This is a genomic window from Mycetocola sp. Y719 (assembly GCF_056713205.1).
The window spans coordinates 289,326-307,043 of sequence record NZ_JBWYGY010000001.1 but is presented as its reverse complement, the minus strand read 5'-3'; the positions used below and the strand labels follow the sequence as shown (position 1 = coordinate 307,043).

Annotated in this window: 19 protein-coding genes; 4 read left to right on the top strand and 15 right to left on the bottom strand. The window is 66.3% G+C overall.

Annotation, left to right across the window (positions count from 1 at the left end):
- Nucleotides 1-5: 5 nt before the first annotated feature.
- Entirely contained in the window at nucleotides 6-1,568 is a 1,563-nt protein-coding gene (lnt, locus tag AC1M0F_RS01330) for an apolipoprotein N-acyltransferase (protein WP_480236409.1), read from the top strand.
- On the opposite strand, the gene AC1M0F_RS01325 is transcribed toward lnt, so the two are convergent.
- The 4 genes from AC1M0F_RS01325 to AC1M0F_RS01310 all read right to left on the bottom strand — a co-directional run bounded on the left by AC1M0F_RS01325 (nucleotide 1,565) and on the right by AC1M0F_RS01310 (nucleotide 4,294).
- Nucleotides 1,565-1,930 carry an RNA polymerase-binding protein RbpA gene (locus AC1M0F_RS01325; protein WP_480236408.1) on the bottom strand — a complete coding sequence of 122 codons (366 nt, stop codon included), beginning with the start codon at nucleotides 1,928-1,930 and terminating at the stop codon, nucleotides 1,565-1,567. The two genes, lnt and AC1M0F_RS01325, sit on opposite strands and share 4 nt — an antisense overlap.
- An 83-nt stretch (nucleotides 1,931-2,013) precedes the next feature.
- Nucleotides 2,014-2,802 (bottom strand): glycerophosphodiester phosphodiesterase family protein, encoded by a 789-nt coding sequence (locus tag AC1M0F_RS01320; protein WP_480236407.1) that lies wholly within the window; start codon nucleotides 2,800-2,802, stop codon nucleotides 2,014-2,016.
- Between the two features lie 3 nt (nucleotides 2,803-2,805).
- Nucleotides 2,806-3,825 carry an SPFH domain-containing protein gene (locus AC1M0F_RS01315; protein WP_480236406.1) on the bottom strand — a complete coding sequence of 340 codons (1,020 nt, stop codon included), beginning with the start codon at nucleotides 3,823-3,825 and terminating at the stop codon, nucleotides 2,806-2,808.
- A gap of 13 nt (nucleotides 3,826-3,838) precedes the next feature.
- Nucleotides 3,839-4,294, bottom strand: coding sequence for an NfeD family protein (locus AC1M0F_RS01310; RefSeq protein WP_480236405.1), 456 nt, complete (start codon nucleotides 4,292-4,294; stop codon nucleotides 3,839-3,841).
- A 145-nt stretch (nucleotides 4,295-4,439) separates the two neighbouring features.
- On the opposite strand from AC1M0F_RS01310, the gene AC1M0F_RS01305 reads away from it, so the two are divergent.
- Nucleotides 4,440-5,201, top strand: coding sequence for an SDR family oxidoreductase (locus tag AC1M0F_RS01305; RefSeq protein WP_480236404.1), 762 nt, complete (start codon nucleotides 4,440-4,442; stop codon nucleotides 5,199-5,201).
- A 365-nt stretch (nucleotides 5,202-5,566) separates the two neighbouring features.
- Here AC1M0F_RS01305 and AC1M0F_RS01300 read toward each other — a convergent pair whose 3' ends face one another.
- The gene (locus tag AC1M0F_RS01300; protein ID WP_480236403.1) at nucleotides 5,567-5,782 is read right to left on the bottom strand and encodes a helix-turn-helix transcriptional regulator; all 216 of its coding nucleotides are present in this window, start codon (nucleotides 5,780-5,782) and stop codon (nucleotides 5,567-5,569) included.
- On the bottom strand, nucleotides 5,779-6,192 hold the full coding sequence (locus tag AC1M0F_RS01295) for a hypothetical protein (RefSeq protein WP_480236402.1): 414 nt from the start codon (nucleotides 6,190-6,192) through the stop codon (nucleotides 5,779-5,781). Before AC1M0F_RS01295 ends, AC1M0F_RS01300 begins: the two co-directional genes overlap by 4 nt.
- A 180-nt stretch (nucleotides 6,193-6,372) precedes the next feature.
- Here AC1M0F_RS01295 and AC1M0F_RS01290 point away from each other — a divergent pair, with 180 nt between their 5' ends.
- On the top strand, nucleotides 6,373-7,005 hold the full coding sequence (locus AC1M0F_RS01290) for a TetR/AcrR family transcriptional regulator (RefSeq protein WP_480236401.1): 633 nt from the start codon (nucleotides 6,373-6,375) through the stop codon (nucleotides 7,003-7,005).
- Nucleotides 7,002-8,660 carry an MDR family MFS transporter gene (locus AC1M0F_RS01285; RefSeq protein WP_480236400.1) on the top strand — a complete coding sequence of 553 codons (1,659 nt, stop codon included), beginning with the start codon at nucleotides 7,002-7,004 and terminating at the stop codon, nucleotides 8,658-8,660. The genes AC1M0F_RS01290 and AC1M0F_RS01285 overlap by 4 nt, the downstream gene beginning before the upstream one ends.
- 80 nt (nucleotides 8,661-8,740) lie before the next feature.
- On the opposite strand, the gene AC1M0F_RS01280 is transcribed toward AC1M0F_RS01285, so the two are convergent.
- From AC1M0F_RS01280 to dhaK, 9 genes are all read right to left on the bottom strand, one after another.
- Nucleotides 8,741-10,342 (bottom strand): MFS transporter, encoded by a 1,602-nt coding sequence (locus AC1M0F_RS01280; RefSeq protein ID WP_480236399.1) that lies wholly within the window; start codon nucleotides 10,340-10,342, stop codon nucleotides 8,741-8,743.
- Nucleotides 10,343-10,475: 133 nt separating this feature from the next.
- Nucleotides 10,476-11,417 carry a formylglycine-generating enzyme family protein gene (locus AC1M0F_RS01275; RefSeq protein ID WP_480236398.1) on the bottom strand — a complete coding sequence of 314 codons (942 nt, stop codon included), beginning with the start codon at nucleotides 11,415-11,417 and terminating at the stop codon, nucleotides 10,476-10,478.
- Between the two features lie 11 nt (nucleotides 11,418-11,428).
- Nucleotides 11,429-12,970 (bottom strand): arylsulfatase, encoded by a 1,542-nt coding sequence (locus AC1M0F_RS01270; RefSeq protein WP_480236397.1) that lies wholly within the window; start codon nucleotides 12,968-12,970, stop codon nucleotides 11,429-11,431.
- Nucleotides 12,971-13,120: 150 nt separating this feature from the next.
- Nucleotides 13,121-13,438 carry a 4a-hydroxytetrahydrobiopterin dehydratase gene (locus AC1M0F_RS01265; RefSeq protein ID WP_480236396.1) on the bottom strand — a complete coding sequence of 106 codons (318 nt, stop codon included), beginning with the start codon at nucleotides 13,436-13,438 and terminating at the stop codon, nucleotides 13,121-13,123.
- Nucleotides 13,435-13,749, bottom strand: a complete 315-nt coding sequence (locus tag AC1M0F_RS01260; protein WP_480236395.1) for a hypothetical protein — start codon at nucleotides 13,747-13,749, stop codon at nucleotides 13,435-13,437. Before AC1M0F_RS01260 ends, AC1M0F_RS01265 begins: the two co-directional genes overlap by 4 nt.
- Before the next feature lie 52 nt (nucleotides 13,750-13,801).
- The gene (locus AC1M0F_RS01255) at nucleotides 13,802-15,121 is read right to left on the bottom strand and encodes a C40 family peptidase (RefSeq protein ID WP_480236394.1); all 1,320 of its coding nucleotides are present in this window, start codon (nucleotides 15,119-15,121) and stop codon (nucleotides 13,802-13,804) included.
- A gap of 195 nt (nucleotides 15,122-15,316) precedes the next feature.
- Nucleotides 15,317-15,994 (bottom strand): dihydroxyacetone kinase phosphoryl donor subunit DhaM, encoded by a 678-nt coding sequence (gene dhaM / locus AC1M0F_RS01250; RefSeq protein ID WP_480236393.1) that lies wholly within the window; start codon nucleotides 15,992-15,994, stop codon nucleotides 15,317-15,319.
- Nucleotides 15,991-16,638 carry a dihydroxyacetone kinase subunit DhaL gene (gene dhaL, locus AC1M0F_RS01245; protein ID WP_480236392.1) on the bottom strand — a complete coding sequence of 216 codons (648 nt, stop codon included), beginning with the start codon at nucleotides 16,636-16,638 and terminating at the stop codon, nucleotides 15,991-15,993. Before dhaL ends, dhaM begins: the two co-directional genes overlap by 4 nt.
- A 32-nt stretch (nucleotides 16,639-16,670) precedes the next feature.
- Nucleotides 16,671-17,669, bottom strand: coding sequence for a dihydroxyacetone kinase subunit DhaK (dhaK, locus tag AC1M0F_RS01240; RefSeq protein ID WP_480236391.1), 999 nt, complete (start codon nucleotides 17,667-17,669; stop codon nucleotides 16,671-16,673).
- Nucleotides 17,670-17,718: the final 49 nt, after the last annotated feature.

Genomic DNA, 17,718 nt, shown 5'->3' with positions numbered 1-17,718 from the left:
GAGTCGTGACAGCCCCGACGCGCCCGCCGCTCCCGCTCCTCGCCGCCGTGATCGTCGCAGCCGCCTCAGGACCGGTGCTGGACGCCGGTTTCCCCGACAAGGGCATCTGGCCACTCGCCATCGTCGGCGTCGGTCTCATCCTCGTCGCCCTGATCGGGCGCAGCGCGTGGGGCGCACTGCTCACCGGCTTCATCGCGGGCGTCTCGTTCTACCTCGTTCACATCTCCTGGATCACGCTGTATCTGGGCGACGTCCCGTGGGTCGCACTGTCGGTGCTCGAGTCGATCTTCTTCGCCGTCGGCGCCCTCCTTCTCACGCTGGCGTTCCGGTGGATTCCGCGGGTCTGGCCGACCCCGCTGGCCCGAGTGGGCCTCCTTCCGATCGTTGTCGCAGGATTGTGGACCGCACGGGAGGCTCTCGTCAGCACCTGGCCGTACGGCGGGTTCGCCTGGGGCCGCATCGCCCTCAGCCAGTCGGAGAGTCCGTTCGCGCCGCTCGTGGCCTGGATCGGCATCAGCGGGCTGAGCTTCGTGCTGGTCTGGCTCGTCGCATTCCTGATCCAGTTCCTCCGCGAGCCGGAGGTCGCCTTCTGGTCCACCCGCCTGCTCGCTCCCGCGATCGCGGCCGCCCTGCTGATCGCCCTGCCCGCGTGGCCCGTCATCGAGCGCGGCACGTCGACGATCGCGGCCGTCCAGGGCAATGGCAAGGCCGGCTACTTCGACGAGCGGGAACCGGGGGACATCCTCTCCGCCCAGGCGTCGGCGACCCTGCCGCTCGTCGGAACGCAGGTCGACATGATCGTCTGGCCCGAGAACGGGTCTGACCTCGACCCGATGACCGTGCCGCAGGCGGCATCCGTTCTCGACTACCTCGGTGCGCAGACGGGTGCACCGCTGATCGTCGGCACGATCCAGGAACGCGAGGGTCGGTTCTACAACACCTCGCTGCTCTGGAAGTCCGGCGAGGGAGCCGTCGATTTCTACGACAAGAAGCACCCGGTGCCGTTCGGCGAGTACGTTCCTGACCGGGCTTTCTGGGAGCCGTTCGCGCCAGACCTGATCGGGCTCGTCGGTCGCGAATACACGCCGGGAACCCGCGACAACGTGTTCGACGTGAACGGCGTGATCGCGGGGATCTCGATCTGTTTCGACATCGTCGACGACGCCCTGACCCGTGAGGCCGTCGACAGGGGAGCGCAGGTGATCATCGCGCAGACGAACAACGCCGACTTCGGCCGCACCGATGAGAACCAGCAGCAGCTGGCGATCGCTCGGTTGAGGGCGATCGAGTCGTCACGGAGCATCGTGAACATCTCCACCGTCGGCACCAGCCAGATGATCGGCCCTGACGGTGCGACCCTGACCGAGATTCCCGCCTACGAGCCGGGCCACATGGTCTACGACGTTCCACTGGTCAACGACAAGACGCCGGCGATGATCCTCGGCGGGCACATCGAGTCGTTCGTGTCGTACTTCGGCTTGCTCGCTCTCGCGGTCGCCCTGCTCCTGCGCACGAAAAACGGGCGCCAGCACAATGCTGACGCCCGAATCGTGTCGAAGGCGGACTAAGCGCCGATCTTGTTCTGGCCGCGGCGGGCGCGCAGGAACGTCAGTCGTTCCTCGAGAAGCTCCTCGAGCTCATCACGACTGCGGCGTTCGAGCAGCATGTCCCAGTGGGTGCGTGCCTGCTTCTGGTCCGAGCGGTCGATCGTGACCGGCTCAGAACCCACCATGAGCACCGCTTCCGCGCCGCAGTTGCGGCACTCCCAGGTGTCAGGGGCTTCCGCATCGGCGGCGAACATGAGTGCGCTTTCGTGGCTGCACTCCGGGCACAGGTACACCGACCGTGCTCGTTCTGAAAATACGACGCCCTCTTCGCTTTGTAGGCTCTGGGCGCCGAGGCGCATTCCGCGCAAACTACGATCTGCCATTTTATGGTCCCCTCTCGCTCGCTGAGTCCAGTTATAGACCCCCAAGCTGGGGAACGGCTCTGTCGTCAGGGGCTTTCTCCCAGCTAACGCCCAGACTTGGTCCCTGGGCGTCTCGCGGCCACGAGGGGGAGGGCAAGGTCGGCACGATCGGTGATGATTCCGTCGACTCCGAGGTCGAGCAACCGGCTCATGTCCGCGGGGGAGTTCACGGTCCAGACGTGGACCTCGACACCGGCGCGGTGGAACGTTCGAACCGTCCGGGCCGTCACCAGTTTCAGGTTGCGGTGCCGTTCGGGGATCTGCACGCTCGAGATGTCGCCCAGTGCCGAACGGACGAGCGCCGCCGAACCCAGCCGCGCGCCCAGAAATGCACGGCTGAAGCGCTCCGACGACGCCGACGTGGCGACACCGGGAAGTGACGCGGTGGCGCGTGCGCGTCGTGCTTCGTCGAACGAGGTGATGAGCACCCGGTCGGTCGCCCGCTCCGCCCGGATCGCGTGCGACACCGGGCCTGCCGCCTGTTCGGACTTCACATCGATGTTGAACCGGATGTCGGGGAACGTGACGAGCGCACCGGCCAGAGTCGGCACATGGTGGCCGAGGCCAAGGTCGAGCTGTCGCAGCTGGCTCAGGGTGAGGTTGCGCACGGCGTGCGTGACCCCGTCGACGACGATCTCCGGATCATGCACGAGAACGGCGACCCCGTCGGCTGTGGCGTGGGCATCCGTCTCGAGATACACCGCGCCGGCATCCACCGCTGCCTGGAACGCGGCGATCGTGTTCTCGGGCACGTTCGTTGCGAGCCCTCTGTGCGCGAAGACGCGCGGCCCCGGCGGATCGAAATACACCGAGGCCGTACGCTCGACGTCCATGGCCTACTCGGAGGCCGGGGGAGTGGGCGGGATCGGGGGAGCGGCCGATGGCGGCGCTGCCGGCGGGAAGATGCTCGACGGCACGTCAGGGGTCGGTGCGGCCGGGGGAGCGTACGGCCGGTCGTCTCCCTTTCCCGTGACGAACGCCTTGCCGAGCCCCTTGAGCGCTTCGGTGAGTTCGGACGGGATGATCCAGAGCTTGTTCGCCGATCCGTCTGCGAGCTTCGGCAGCGTCTGCAAGTACTGGTACGCCAGCAGCTTCGGGTCAGGGTCCCCACGGTGGATGGCGTCGAAGACGGTTGTGATCGCCTCGGCCTCACCCTGCGCACGAAGCACGGCCGCCCTCGCATCACCTTCGGCGCTGAGGATCGCGGCCTGCCGCGCACCCTCAGCGGTAAGGATCGCGGACTGCTTGGTTCCCTCAGCGGTGAGGATCAACGCACGGCGATCACGCTCGGCGCGCATCTGCTTCTCCATCGAGTCCTGGATGGAGAGGGGCGGGTCGATGGCCTTGAGCTCGACGCGACCGACGCGGATGCCCCACTTGCCTGTCGCTTCATCGAGGACGACGCGCAGCTGCCCGTTGATGTTGTCACGGCTCGTGAGTGCCTCTTCGAGGTTGAGCCCACCGACGACGTTACGAAGCGTCGTCGTGGTGAGCTGCTCCACTGCGCCGAGGTAGTTGGCGATCTCGTATGTGGCAGCGCGCGCATCCGTCACCTGGAAGTAGACGACGGTGTCGATGGAGACGACGAGGTTGTCCTCGGTGATCACCGGCTGCGGCGGGAAGGACACCACCTGTTCGCGCATGTCGATCAGGGGACGGAGCCGGTCGATGAACGGGACGAGGATGTTCAGCCCCGGCTGCAGTGTCTTGTGATACCTGCCCAGGCGTTCGACGACCCCGGCCGAGGCCTGCGGGATGATCCGGATGGCCCTGAACAGCACCACAACGATGAAGATGACGATGACGATCGCAATGATCCATCCGATGGTGGTTCCCACGAATTCAGCAGGAGTCATGTCGGGTTTCCTCTCAGTTCGGCACGACCACCGCGGTCGCTCCTTCGATGGCGAGCACGCGCACCGCGGTCCCGGGTTCCAGGCTTGTTGCGGGGGAGTCGGTGGGAACGACGGCGGTCCACAGCTCGCCGTTCGAGAGCTTGACCTGGCCGCCGTGACCTGAGACGGTCTGAACGACGAGGCCGCGGGCTCCGAGCAGGGCGTCGACGTTGCTCTTGGCCGGGTCTTCGCCCTTGCGGAGGGCACGGAGCAGTGGCGGACGGACGAGCAGCAGGAGCACAACGGATGCCGCGGCGCCGATGAGGAACTGCGCCCACCAGGGGACACCGAAGAGGCCGGAGACCAGGCCGACAAAGCTGCCGATGGCCAGCATGAGGAAGGTGAACTCGAGAGTGAGCATCTCGATGGTGACGAACAGCAGGATCAGGACCAGCCAGATCACCCATGAGTACTGAACGATCCAGTCCATGTCACGCCCCTTCCAGCCGCCACCCGTGGGGCCAGTGTTACTCCTGAATCTATCAGGTGGGCGGTCGGTGCCGTGGAGTTCTTGATAGTCTCGGAGGCTGGGATTGCCGCCGTCGCCGCAACGCCACCGTCTCGAAGGAGTTACCGTGTCCAACCCTCTCGCCGCAGGTTCGCTCACCGGCAAGAACGTCCTCGTCACCGGATCGTCACGCGGGATCGGCGCAGACACCGTGCGCTACTTCGCCGAGGCAGGCGCGAATGTCGTCATCAACTTCCGTAACAAGGAAGCGCGGGCGATCAAGCTCGCCGACCAGATCCGCGCGCTCGGGGGCACCGCCATCACGGTCGGAGCCGACCTGACCGACCCGGCATCCGTCCAGGCGATGTTCGACACTGTCGCGGAGCGGTACGGTCACCTCGACGTGCTCGTCCTCAACGCGTCTGGCGGCATGGAGAGCGGCATGGCCGCCGACTACGCCATGCAGCTCAACCGTGACGCCCAGGTCAATGTGCTCGATTCCGCCCTGGGGCTGCTTCACGACGGCTCCCGTGTGGTCTTCGTCACGAGCCACCAGGCGCACTTCATCCGCACGACGCCGACCATGCCCGAATACGAGCCGGTCGCCCTGTCGAAGCGCGCGGGAGAGGATGCCCTCCGTGCGCGTATCCCTGAACTCGCCGCCAAAGGCATCGAGTTCGTCGTCGTCTCGGGCGACATGATCGAGGGAACCATCACGGCGACGCTGCTCGAACGTGCGAACCCCGGTGCCATCAGCGCCCGCAAGGATGCCGCAGGCAAGCTCTACAACGTCGGCGAATTCGCCGCTGAGGTGGCCGCCGCCGCCGTGGAGCCGGTTCCCACCGAGAACACCCGATACGTCGGAGACACCGCCGACTTCGGCGGATAGCCCCGGTCAGGGGCGGAGGAGACTCGCCGCACGATTATGTCAAGTAAATCGGGTGGCGTCTCGTCCTGCGGAGGAGCCGCACTCACGCTGGTGAATCGGCGTCGCGCGGGTGATTAATCACCCGCGCAGCGCCGGACGACCCGCGCCACGACGCGTCTGCCGGCACGACAACGGCGGACTATTCGGCCGGCCGATCATTGCCGTCGCGGGGCCAGGACGCGACCGGCGCGAGACGGCCTGCAGAAGGGGCAACCCGGCGCAGCCCAGGAGAACCCGCCACTTCCGCTTTTGTGCCGATAATGCACATTATGTCAACAAAGCGATTCGAAGGGCAGTCCCCGTGCGAAACGACACCTCCCCTCCGATCAGGCCAAGGAGCCATCCTCGCTCTGCTCGTCGAAGAAGATCTCATCGATCCTCTGCCCGAACAGCCGCGCGAGGCGGAAGGCCACAGGAAGGCTCGGGTCGAACTTGCCCGTCTCGATCGCGTTGATCGTCTGCCGGGACACGCCGACGCGCTGCGCCACGTCCGCCTGGGTCCACGAGCGCTCCGACCGGAGCGATGCGATGGCGTTCCTCATCGGTACCGGATCTTCCCGACGACGAAGGCGACCATGAAGGCGACACCCATGAAGGCTGGAAGAACCGCGGCGTCCACCTCGATGGAAAGTAGGCCGGCGGCCTCTGCGGCGACGTAGCCGAATCCGGCGACCCATCCCACCCCCAGGGTGACCGCGAGAGCATCCTGCACGATCTTGCGCTGCAGATCGTCGAGCGCCCGGAGAAAACGAGTGAACGCGATGATCCAGCCGATGCCGACGGCCAGGTTCAGAAGCACTGCCGCCCACGTCACCGATGGCAAGTCCCCCCAGATCTCAGGGCCGAATCGGGCGAGAGCCAGACTCGCAGCCCAGGCGACAGTCCAGGCCACCAGTCCCCCTGTTGCCCTCATCTCGGCCCGATAGCCACTGGTGTCCTGCGATGCCGTCATGGTGCCACCTTCCGCTGCGTGTCAAGCACACTTGACACGATAAGCCGAGCTGGCGGCTGATGTCAAGCGTACTTGACACCCCCCCTTTTTCGCATCGCGTTTCGCCGCTCCCCCTCACGCTCGGCTGTCGCTCCTGCGCACAATTTGCACAATCACACACAAAGTGCAATAGTGCACTCTATGAATGAAAGTGCAACCGAGAACCGGGCCGCTCTGCGCAAGCAGGCGACCGCCTCCCTTGTCACGACACTCTGCAGGCGCCTCACGGCTGAACGCGGCCTCAACGGGTTCACGATCGAAGAGGTCTGTGCCGAGGTCGGCATCTCCCGCCGCACATTCTTCAACTACTTCCCATCGAAAGAAGATGCCGTCCTCGGCGTCGACGAGACCGAAGACATGGCGAAGTTCACCGAAGACTTCCGGTCGCGGGGGTCCAGGGGCTGGGCCGCGGTCGTGGACGACCTGATCGACTTCGCGGTCGAGCACATCGGCTCGGCCGGACACGATGCGACGGAGCACATCGCCTTCATGAAGGTCCTCGAACGCGAACCGAGGCTGCTGGCCCGGTTCATCGGAGCGGGGCGGGAACGCGAAGCCGGCCTCGTCGCGCTCGTCGCCGAACGGGAGGGCGTTCCCGCGGACGACCCGCACGCTCGCGCCGCGATCGACATCGTCGCAACAGTCATGCGTTCGACGGCTGACCGGATCTCGGATCCCCGAGTGGCCGAAGACTTCGGCGCAGCACTCACCGACTCACTTTCCGCCATCCGCGCGGTCCTCACTCCCCCACTCCCCCGAAAGGCCCACCAGTGACATCCACAGCAGAAGCGCCGCTTCTCCTCACCAAACGCAGAATCTGGATCATCTTCGCCGCGCTCATCGCGGGGATGCTGCTCTCGAGCCTCGATCAGACCATCGTCTCGACCGCAATGCCGACGATCGTCGGGCAGCTCGGCGGTGTCGAGCACCAGGTCTGGCTGACCACCGCCTACCTGTTGGCCACGACGATCGTCATGCCTGTCTACGGCAAGTTCGGTGACGTGCTCGGACGGCGCAACCTCTTCCTCATCGCGATCGCCCTGTTCACGATCGCATCGGTCGGTTGCGCGTTCGCGGGTGACTTCACCCAGCTCATCGTCTGGCGCGCCGTCCAGGGCCTCGGTGGCGGCGGGCTGATGATCCTCTCGCAGGCGATCATCGCCGACATCGTGCCCGCCTCCGAGCGAGGCAAGTACCTCGGACCCCTCGGCGCCGTCTTCGGACTGTCCGCCGTCGGCGGCCCGCTCCTCGGCGGTTTCTTCGTCGACCACATGACCTGGCAGTGGGCGTTCTACATCAACATCCCCGTCGGGATCGCCGCGTTCGCCGTCGCATGGTTCACGCTGAAACTGCCGAACAAGAAGGCGACTGCACCGATCGACATCCTGGGTGTCATCTTCCTCTCGGCGTTCACCACCTGCCTCATCTTCTTCACCGACTTCGGTGGCGACTCCGACCACGGCTGGGACGCGATCGAGACCTGGCTGTTCGGCATCGGAATGGTTGTCTCGGCACTCATCTTCGTTCTCGTCGAGGCCAGGGCGAAGGACCCGATCATCCCCTTGTCGCTCTTCAAGAACCCGATCTTCGTCAACGCAACGGCCATCGGCCTCACGCTCGGGCTGGGGATGTTCGCTGCCATCGGCTTCGTTCCGACATTCCTCCAGATGTCCTCTGGGACGTCTGCTGCGGCATCCGGTCTGCTCATGCTCCCGATGATGGTCGGCCTGATCGGAACCTCGATCGGTTCCGGTGTGGCCATCACCCGCACGGGCAAGTACAAGATCTTCCCGATCCTGGGCACGCTCATCACCGGTGCAGCCATGGTCGCGATGACGACGCTGACCGCCGACACACCGATCTGGCTCATTTGCATCTACCTGTTCGTCTTCGGCGCAGGCCTCGGACTCATCATGCAGGTCGTCGTCCTGGTCACCCAGAACTCCGTCGACGCCTCGATGATCGGAACAGCGACGAGCACGAACAACTACTTCCGTGAAGTAGGTGCATCCCTCGGCGTGGCCGTCTTCGGAACGATCTTCACCACCAGGCTCACCGACAACCTCACCGACGTCTTCGCCGGGGCAGGGGCGAGCGCCTCCGACGCGGCGAACGCCACGGCGACACTCGATCCGCAGACGCTCAGCCAGCTGCCGGATGCCCTGCGCGACGGTGTCGTGACGGCATACGCGGATGCCCTCGCGCCGGTCTTCTGGTACCTCCTCCCCTTCATCGGGCTGGCGTTCCTTCTGTCGCTGTTCCTCAAGCAGATCAAGCTCTCCGATGTCGCGGGTCTCGTTGCCCGCGGTGAGGCCATCGGCGGTGAGGAAGCCGAAGAACTCGAGGCGGCCCAGCTCGCGGATGCCCGGAGGCCGGCAGCAGACGCCGCCGACACCGAGGAGCGCGAGAACACGCCCTCCCTGTCGTAACGACCAGTCACCGAACGGAGACGGCATGGCGCGAAATCGCCATGCCGTCTCCGTTTGTGCGGCGAAACGCCCTCAGCGCCTCAACCGATGACCATCCCTGCTCCGTCCCCCGCCGGTTTCGGATCGGGGATTCTCAACATCCTGGTCGACAGGAACAAGCCGACCAGCCCGGCAAGGATCGGGATCAGGAGCGCGATCTGGAGAGCGATGGCACGGGCGTCCGTGTTGATCCGGATGATTTCGTCCTGGATCTCCTCAGGCTGACCGGCGAGTTGCTCCTCGAGCTGAGTGGTGCTGAGGATCTGAGCATCCCTGTCGAGCGCCTCTGCGACCTGCTGCTGCTCGCTCGCCGGGAGAACGGTGCTCGACTCGGCCATGGTGCTGAAGACCGGCGCGAGGGCCGCGAGCATGATGGCCCCTGCGAACGCCAGTCCGAACGAGAGCCCGAATGAACCGGCGGCGGAATTGACCCCGGCGGCCTCGCTGACACGCTCATCCGAGACCGGCGACAACGTGTAGTTGTTGAGCTGGGAGACGAGGAGTCCGACACCGGACCCGGCGATGACGAGCGGCACGACCATCCACCACCCGCTGTCTGCGCGCGGGATGATCGGGATGAGGATCACCAGGCCGACAACGAGGAGCGCGAACCCCCACAGCACGAGGATGGCCGGCCTGCGTCTTCCGACCCGTTTTCCTGCGAGCATCGCCACTCCGAACATGGTCAGCGACAACGGCGCGATCGACAGGCCGGCGAGCATCGCGTTGTACTCGAGCACCATCTGGAGGTAGAGCGGTAGCACGATCATCGTGCCGCCGAGCGCGATCTGCTGGAGCATTTGCTGCGAGATCCCGAACCGGAACGTCTTCATACGGAAGAGCTCCGGATCCAGGAGCGTCGCCTTTTCGCGTCGTTTACGTCGGACCAGCCAGAGAACGAGACCGGCGAGGGCTATGGCGCCCACTCCGATCAGCAGGGCGACGCGGTCCCCGCCCTCCTGCCAGACGAGGATGCCGAGGACGATGCCGCCCATTCCGACGACGGAGAGGACCGCGCCGACGAAGTCGATCTCCCTGCTCCCCGTGTACGGCACGTCGTGCACGAGTTTGATCCCGGAGAGGACGATCGCGATGATGACGGCTTCGAGCAGGAAGGCGACACGCCAGGACAGGAATGTCGTGATGAAGCCGCCGATAAGCGGACCGACAGCGGCCGCAATCGCCGCGGACGCGCCGACGAGGGCGTACACGCGTTGCTGGTGTGCCCCCTCGAAGTTTCCGTGGATGAGCGACTGCATCGATGGCAGGAGCAGGGAGGCGCCGAGGCCGCCGATGACGGCCCAGAAGATGATGATCGGGACGATGCTCTGGGCGAGAGTCATGGCCAGGGCCCCGATGGCGTAGCCGAGCAGTCCGAGGACGTAGGCGCGTTTACGGCCGATCAGGTCGCCGACCTTGCTCCCGATGAGGATGAATGCCGCTGAGACCAGCGCTTCGAGCGCGATCGCTGACTGGACGTCGCTGACGCCCACACCGATGTCCTTCACGACGGCCGAGATCGACACGTTCATGATCGAGGTGTCGACGACGAGCACGAACATCGCCATCGCCAGCAGGAGGGCGAGACGGCCGTTGAACGGGGGCGCTTCGACGTCGCTGCCCTTCGCCTCACCGTTGGGCATCTCGACCCCTTCCGCTCGGAATCACCACCCACGCTCCTCGCGGAGGCACGGAACGTCTGGTTGCCGTCATTCTTCGCGTCGGAGACGGACCGGGCATCCCCCGCTCCGGGTGATCACAAGCCGCTGATGCGATTCAGCCGGCGCATCTGAACCCGACGTGACTCATGCCGGTGTCGACCATCTGCGGGCGCCTGGCGCCGGGGCGATAGCGCATGCAGTAACTGTCGGCGCAGAGGAACGATCCGCCCTTCACGACCTTCCTGGGCACGGGGAACTGCTCGGCAGGATCGATGCTGGCGTCCCTGCTCCCTCCCCTGGGGTTCTCGGGAGCGCAACAGCCGTGCCCGGCTTCGTACCCCCTGTACCAGTCCGACGTCCACTCCCAGACGTTGCCAGACATGTCGAACAGCCCGTAGCCGTTGGCGGGAAACGAACCCACAGGGGCCGTCGACCCGTAGCCGGGGTTCGCTCGCCAGGGGAACTCGCCGTGCCAGTAGTTGGCGCGAGGCTGATCGGGCGGCTCGGGCTCGTCGCCCCACGTGTACCGCGCTCCGTCCAGCCCGCCTCGCGCTGCGAACTCCCATTCGGCCTCCGTTGGCAGGCGGCTCTTCGCCCACTCCGCATACTCCTCGGCATCCTCGTAGGCGATGTGCACGACAGGATGCTCCGCACGGTTCCCGATCGTCGACCCCGGGCCGAACGGGCGCCGCCAGTTCGCCCCAGGTGTCCACGCCCACCATTGACTCAGGTGTCGCAGGTCGACCGGTCCAGGGGTACCGGTGAACACCATCGACCCCGGCACGAGGTTCTCGGCAGGAGCACCGGGGAAATCGGCGGGGTCGAGAGGTCGTTCGGCGACGGTCCGGTACCTGGTGGCCGTGACGAAGGCGGCGTACTGCCGGTTCGTGACGGCGGTCGGGCTGATCCGGAATCCGCCGACCCGTACACGATGGGCGGGTGCCTCCTCCGGGTAGAGCCCGTCGGTGCCCATGGTGAATTCGCCGCCATCGAGCCGGATGAAGTCGGCGGATGCGCGAGAGTGGTTCGTCATCGATGATTCGGTGAGTGACGCCATCCGCTGTTCCGTCAGTCCCCACCGGCGAGCATGGTCTCCAGCTTCTCCACCGCCTGGTCGATGCTGAAGCTGGCGGCGCGTTGACGCGGGGGGAATTCCACGAACGTCGCGAGGAACTTCGTCATGATCGATTGTCCTGCGTAGACCAGGTAGGCGTTGTTGAGAAGCCAGTCGTAATAGGTGTTCGACGTGATGTCGGCGCGCTCGAACGGATCCGTCCGCAGGTTGAACACTTTCGGAACTCTCAGCGGGACGAACGGATCCGCCCACACGGCCAGGGTGCCGGCCGTGCGCTGCTCCATGAACACCATCTTCCAGTTGTCGAAGCGCAGTGCGACGACGTCTCCGTCGTCGGAGAAGTACACCAGTCCCTTGCGCGGGCTCTCGTCCACCTCGCCTGTCAGGTACGGGAGGAGGTTGTAGCCGTCGATGTGCACCTTGAACGTCGTGTCGCCGATCGTCTTCGACTCCTTGAGCTCATCGACGACGCTCGTGTCTCCGGCGGCGGCGAGGAACGTCGGCAACCAGTCGTGGTGCTGGATGATCTCGTTCGATACGACACCGGCCGGGACGTGGCCGGGCCAGCGAACCATCTCCGGGACGCGGAATGCACCCTCCCAGTTGGTGTTCTTCTCACTCCGGAACGGTGTCATGCCTGCATCGGGCCAGCTGTTCATGTGCGGGCCGTTGTCCGTCGAGTAGATGACGATGGTGTCATCGGCGATGCCGAGTTCATCGAGCTGATCGAGCAGGTCGCCCACGAGGTTGTCGTGATCGATCATCGTGTCGTGATATTCGGACTGCCATCGCCCGGCCTGTCCGACGCTCTCCGGTTTCGGATGTGTCCTGAAGTGCATGTGCGTGGTGTTCATCCAGACGAAGAACGGTGTGTCTGCGTCGTGGGCACGCCCGATGAAGTCCTGGGCTGCCGAGGCGAAGACGTCGTCGATCGTCTCCATCCGCTTCTTCGTCAGCGGGCCGGTGTCTTCGATCCTCTGCTTCCCCCGTCTGCCGAAACGGCCGTCGACCGTGTCGTCGTCCTCCTCGGTGGCCCAGGAGTGAATCACTCCTCGCGGTCGGGATCGCTCGTTGAACTCCGGAAACTCCGTCGGGCTCGGCCAGTTCGCCGATTCGGGTTCTTCCTCGGCATTGAGGTGGTAGAGGTTGCCGAAGAACTCATCGAAACCGTGGACGGTCGGCAGGAACTCGTTCTTGTCTCCGAGGTGGTTCTTACCGAACTGCCCCGTCGCGTAGCCGTGAGGCTTCAGCAGTTGGGCGATGGTCGGATCTTCGGCCCGCAGGCCGATGTCCGCGCCGGGGATCCCCACCTTGCTCAACCCGGTCCGAAACACGCTCTGGCCGGTGATGAACGAGGACCGGCCTGCCGTGCAGCTCTGTTCGCCGTACGAGTCGGTGAAACGCATCCCCTCTTCGGCGATCCTGTCGATGTTCGGCGTCCGGTAGCCCATCAGACCGTCGCTGTAGCAGCTGAGGTTGGTGATGCCGATGTCGTCACCCCAGATCACGAGAATGTTCGGTTTACCGTTCGGCATCGTGGCCCTCCTGAGTTCCGCCCGCGCCGGAGTGGCGCTCGAGCACTCGTTTCGTCCTATTCTTCGAGTCGGAAGAAGGCCAGGTATCCCCCGATCCGGGTGATCGCGAGTCTTCAGCGCCCCGTCGCCGTCGGCGGCCCGATCGCGCCCTCAGCCGGCCGGGGACGGGTCAGCGCCGACGGCACCGGCCGCCGCGGTGATCCTGCGGGCGAGTTCGAGATCACGCCCTGTCACTCCACCCGCGTCGTGTGACGAGAGTCGCACCCCGACCACTCCGTAGCTGAGCGTCAGGTCGGGGTGATGGTTGAGGTCCTCAGCAACCTCGGCGATGGCGGCGACGAGACGGGCGCCGGTGGCGAAGTCACCCGTACGGAAGGAGGCAGTGAGTTCCGCGCCTTCGTGCCGGAAACCGCTCCCCCTCAGTTCCTCGGCTGTTTCACCCGGCGTGAGCGTCTGAGTGCCGCTCATCGCCCCTTCTTCGCCGGTCGCGGGCCGTGCGACGGCATCCCGAGTTCGTCGAGGGGCGAGTGATCGTTGAACTCCAGGTTGTGGTCGATCGGCGCAGGACATTCGAGAATGGCGTTGCGCGCAGAGTGATCGATGCGATGCTCCGCCATCGGATGCCCGCAGACCGGGCAGGTGGACACCGGCGCCCTGTCGTCGTCGGCGTACGGCCCGACCGGGGGCGGGCCGAAGACGGGTGTCAGTTTGCGGTCGACCCACGCAGCCGACCGGACCAGCCGGCCGTCAGTGGTCTCCGTGTTCTTGATCCGGACCATGGGATCATGGTACTCCCGATTTGACGAATTCTCAGGAACCTGCTAATGGCCGCTATCCGGTGGGCCGGCCGGCGTACGGGACAAGGCGGAGAGTACGCAGCGGAGTGATCTGCACCTGCTTGCCGCGCTGCGGCGCCTCGACCATCATGCCTCCGCCGATGTACATCGTCGTGTGATACATCTGCTGGCTGTCCGTCGTCGAACCCTGGGCGTAGAACAGCAGGTCGCCCGCACGCAGTCCTCCGCTGACCGGGGCGAGGCGACCACGATCGCGAAGGTAGCGGTACTGGGCTCCGACCGTGTGGGCGCCGATGGTGACCCCTGCCTGCCGGTAGGCGATCATCGTGAGGCCCGAGCAGTCCCACACGTTCGGACCCTCGCCGGCGAACCGGTACCAGTCTCCGACCTGCGCTGTGGCGAACGCCACGGCGCTTCGCGCTGCCGCTGTGCCCGCGAGTGGCGCTCCCCCGCCGTTCCCTGGCACGGGTGGCTTCGGTGTCGGGCTGGGAGCCGGGGCCGGCGCTGGGGCTGGTGCCGGTTGCGGAGTCTGCGGGGCTGCCGGTGTCGACGGTCCGGCCGGTGCAGACGGTGTCGCCGGTGCCGCAGGCGGCGCGGTCTCGTCGCGGTCCGCCAGTGCGGCGACTCCGGCGAGGTAGGCTTCCTCGATCGACAGGGACGCGTCGGAGAGGAACGCGAGCTGGGCGTACAGCTCGCCCTCGTGCTCCTGCTGCTCCGCGAGACGCGCGTCGGCGGCGTCCGCCGCCGCGTCGGCATCGGCCAGCCGGGATTCGGCCTCTGCCGCGGCGTCCTCGAGCACGGTGGCGGCGGCATCCGCCTGCGCGCTCAACGAGGTCACCGCGTTCGCGGCCTGCTCGGCGTCGTCGACGAGGTGCGCTGAGCGGGACGTGAGCTTCGACACGGCGCTGAGACGGTAGAGCGCGTTGTCTGCGTTCGTGGAGTCGACGAGCAGCGCCGCCGAGACGTCGGCGTTCCCGTTCCTGCCCATCCGCGCGAAGAGCGAGCCGAGCTGTCTGGACGCGGCAGCGGCCTCCGCCGTTGCCTCCGAGAGTTCAGAAGCGAGACGGTCGGCGGCGTCCTGCGCCCTGGCCTCGGCGTCCCTGGCAACCTGATAGGTCTCCGCGGCCTTCTGCGCGGTGATGGTCGCTTCTGCTGCCGCCGATTCGAGGGACGCGATCAGGTCGGCGACGGCGGTGATCTGCACTTCGGCGGCGGCGGCATCGCTCCGTGCCGCCTGCAGGTCTTCCCAGGTCGGATAGCTGGGGGCAGCGGATGCCGGGGACGCCGCCAGGAGGGAACCTGCAGCGAGAAGGAGCGCCAGTCCGGCCGCGATCGATCGTCTTCTGACCCTCATGGATTGTGCCCCCTCTGTGACGCCAGGCCAGAACCGCCCGGCGATGCAGCACACCCCCAGACCGCGACTCGCCGGGTCGCTTCTCCGTGCATTGCTGTGAGATGAGGTATGTGCGCCGTCGGCTAACCTAACAGAACCGCGTCACACGCGCACCACTGACAACTCCAGTCACACACGTACCGGAGGCGTGTGAGCTCAGTCCTCGCCGAACCCCGAGGCGACCAGGTCGGCCAGAGCGTCGACGGCAGGCTGGCCGTCCGGGTCCTCCGTGGCGATCTCCGCATCGCGTCCGCGAACGAGACCGAGGGCCATGATCGCGAGCAGGCTCTTCGCGTCCTTGCCGTTGACGGTGACCCGTGAGGTGAACGTGCCTGCGAGCTTGACGAAATCGGCGGCAGGGCGCGCATGGAGCCCGTCTCGGTTGATCACGGTGACGACGCGGGAGTATCCGGAAGGCGGTCGGTCCTCTTGCGGCGCGACGGAGGACTCAGGCCTCTCGAACGCCGTTCTGGCCGCTGCAGCGACATCGCCTCTGTCCTGCCCGGTCTGTGCGGCGACGGCGGCGGCAACGCCGCCTTCGACGAGCGGCGCATCGATGATGGCCACTCGGGAGCGCGCCCCGTCATCGAGGAAGTCGAGAGCGGTCTCGGCCGTGAGGATGGCCGACCCCAGATCGCAGAGGATGACGACACCGTCTCCAGTGTCCGCCTGACCGATCGCCGCGGTCACGAGATCGAAGCTGGTCCCGATCCCGCCGTCGTCCGTGCCGCCTGCCGCGACGAGGGCGACGTCAGGGGCCATCTGCCCGGCGAGGTCGACCAGGCCGTCGGCGATCTTCGAACTGTGCGAGACGAAGACGAGGCCGACCGTCATGGCGCCGACACGCCTGCGGCGCGATCGGCCGCCGCCCGCAGCAGCAGGGCTGTCGACTGGGCTCCCGGGTCCCTGTGCCCGATGGCGCGCTCCCCCAGGTAGCTCGCGCGTCCCTTGCGGGCGACCAGCGGCTCCGTGGCCTCTGCCCCGGACTCCGCCGCTGCCGCCGCCGCCTCGAGCACGCCGACCTCCGATGCGCCGTCAGCGACGGCCGCTTCCGCGGCATCGACCGCGGGCGTCCAGGCATCGATCATCGTCTTGTCGCCCGGCTCCGCCTTGCCCCTGAGGACGATCCCGTCGCGTGCGGCGCCGAGGAGCGACGCGATCGCAGCCGCATCGAGGTCGGTCTTCCCTGCGACCGCGCCAGCGGCTTTGAGGTACGCCGTCCCGTAGAGAGGGCCTGCCGCTCCACCGACCGTCGAGATCAACGTCGTCGCGACGAGCTTGAGCACGTCTGCGGGGATCGCGTCGACGGGGAGGTCGTCGAGCTTGGCGAGAACAGCGGAAAAACCTCTGTCCATGTTCTCGCCGTGGTCGCCGTCTCCGATGTCCCGGTCCAGAGTGATCAGCTCCACCCGGTGTTCGGCGATGACGGCGGCGCTCGACCGCACCCATTCGGTGACCCACTCGGTGCCCAGGCTCATCGGGTGTCCTCTCGTTGCGTCGCGATCACGGGTCAGCGGCCCCAGCGGAGTGCTGCGGTCTGGACGGGCGCGTCCCACAGCTCGGTCAGCTCATCGTCCAGTTTGAGCACCGAGATCGACATGCCCTGCATCTCCAGCGACGTCGTGTAGTTACCGACGAGGGAGCGGGTGACCTCGATACCGCGGGCGGCGAGGACTTCTGCTGCGTGCCTGTAGACGATGTACAGCTCGACCTGCGGTGTCCCGCCCATCCCGTTCACGAGGAGCAGGACCTTGTCGCCTGAGGCGAACGGGATGTCGTCGAGGATAGGACCGAGCAGACGGTCGACGATCGCGTCGGCCGGCTGGAGTTTGACCTTCTCGCGCCCCGGCTCACCGTGGATGCCGATGCCGATCTCGATCTCGTCGTCTTCAAGGATGAAGCTCGGCTCGCCGGCGTGAGGGACCACGCACGGGGTGAGCGCGACGCCCATCGACCTGACCTGACCGATCACCTTCTCGGCGACTGCGGTCACCTCATCGAGTGAGTCACCACGCTGGGCCGAGGCACCGGCGATCTTCTCGACGAGGACCGTCCCCGCCACTCCCCTGCGGCCGGCGGTGTAGAGCGAGTCCTGGACGGCGACGTCGTCGTTGACGATGACACTCCGAACCTCGATACCGTCGGCACCGGCGAGGTCGGCAGCTGTCTCGAAGTTGAGCACGTCGCCGGTGTAGTTCTTGACGATGTGCAGCACACCCTTGCCTCCGTCCACCGCGGTGGTTGCGGCGACGATGGGGTCAGGAGTCGGCGAGGTGAACACGGCGCCGGGGACCGCGGCGTCGAGCATGCCATAGCCGACGAACCCGCCGTGCAGTGGCTCGTGCCCGCTTCCGCCGCCCGAGACGATTCCGACCTTGCCCGACGGGGCATCCGCCCTGACCAGATAAATCGGATCCGTCGAGGCGCGAACGATGTCCGCGTGCGCTGACGCGAATCCTTCGACCGCTTCGGTGACGACGTTCTTCGGGTCGTTGATGAGCTTCTTCATTGAACTCTCCTGCTTGTGCGCGAACCGGGGATTGGTGCCGGCTGGGGCA

Excerpts from the sequence above, each read along its gene's own strand:
- AC1M0F_RS01325 (WP_480236408.1), bottom strand. The coding sequence starts at position 1,930 with ATGGCAGATCGTAGTTTGCGCGGAATGCGCCTCGGCGCCCAGAGCCTA.
- AC1M0F_RS01320 (WP_480236407.1), bottom strand. The coding sequence starts at position 2,802 with ATGGACGTCGAGCGTACGGCCTCGGTGTATTTCGATCCGCCGGGGCCG.
- AC1M0F_RS01315 (WP_480236406.1), bottom strand. The coding sequence starts at position 3,825 with ATGACTCCTGCTGAATTCGTGGGAACCACCATCGGATGGATCATTGCG.
- AC1M0F_RS01310 (WP_480236405.1), bottom strand. The coding sequence starts at position 4,294 with ATGGACTGGATCGTTCAGTACTCATGGGTGATCTGGCTGGTCCTGATC.
- AC1M0F_RS01300 (WP_480236403.1), bottom strand. The coding sequence starts at position 5,782 with ATGAGGAACGCCATCGCATCGCTCCGGTCGGAGCGCTCGTGGACCCAG.
- AC1M0F_RS01295 (WP_480236402.1), bottom strand. The coding sequence starts at position 6,192 with ATGACGGCATCGCAGGACACCAGTGGCTATCGGGCCGAGATGAGGGCA.
- AC1M0F_RS01290 (WP_480236401.1), top strand. The coding sequence starts at position 6,373 with ATGAATGAAAGTGCAACCGAGAACCGGGCCGCTCTGCGCAAGCAGGCG.
- AC1M0F_RS01280 (WP_480236399.1), bottom strand. The coding sequence starts at position 10,342 with ATGCCCAACGGTGAGGCGAAGGGCAGCGACGTCGAAGCGCCCCCGTTC.
- AC1M0F_RS01275 (WP_480236398.1), bottom strand. The coding sequence starts at position 11,417 with ATGGCGTCACTCACCGAATCATCGATGACGAACCACTCTCGCGCATCC.
- AC1M0F_RS01270 (WP_480236397.1), bottom strand. The coding sequence starts at position 12,970 with ATGCCGAACGGTAAACCGAACATTCTCGTGATCTGGGGTGACGACATC.
- AC1M0F_RS01265 (WP_480236396.1), bottom strand. The coding sequence starts at position 13,438 with ATGAGCGGCACTCAGACGCTCACGCCGGGTGAAACAGCCGAGGAACTG.
- AC1M0F_RS01260 (WP_480236395.1), bottom strand. The coding sequence starts at position 13,749 with ATGGTCCGGATCAAGAACACGGAGACCACTGACGGCCGGCTGGTCCGG.
- AC1M0F_RS01255 (WP_480236394.1), bottom strand. The coding sequence starts at position 15,121 with ATGAGGGTCAGAAGACGATCGATCGCGGCCGGACTGGCGCTCCTTCTC.
- dhaM (WP_480236393.1), bottom strand. The coding sequence starts at position 15,994 with ATGACGGTCGGCCTCGTCTTCGTCTCGCACAGTTCGAAGATCGCCGAC.
- dhaL (WP_480236392.1), bottom strand. The coding sequence starts at position 16,638 with ATGAGCCTGGGCACCGAGTGGGTCACCGAATGGGTGCGGTCGAGCGCC.
- dhaK (WP_480236391.1), bottom strand. The coding sequence starts at position 17,669 with ATGAAGAAGCTCATCAACGACCCGAAGAACGTCGTCACCGAAGCGGTC.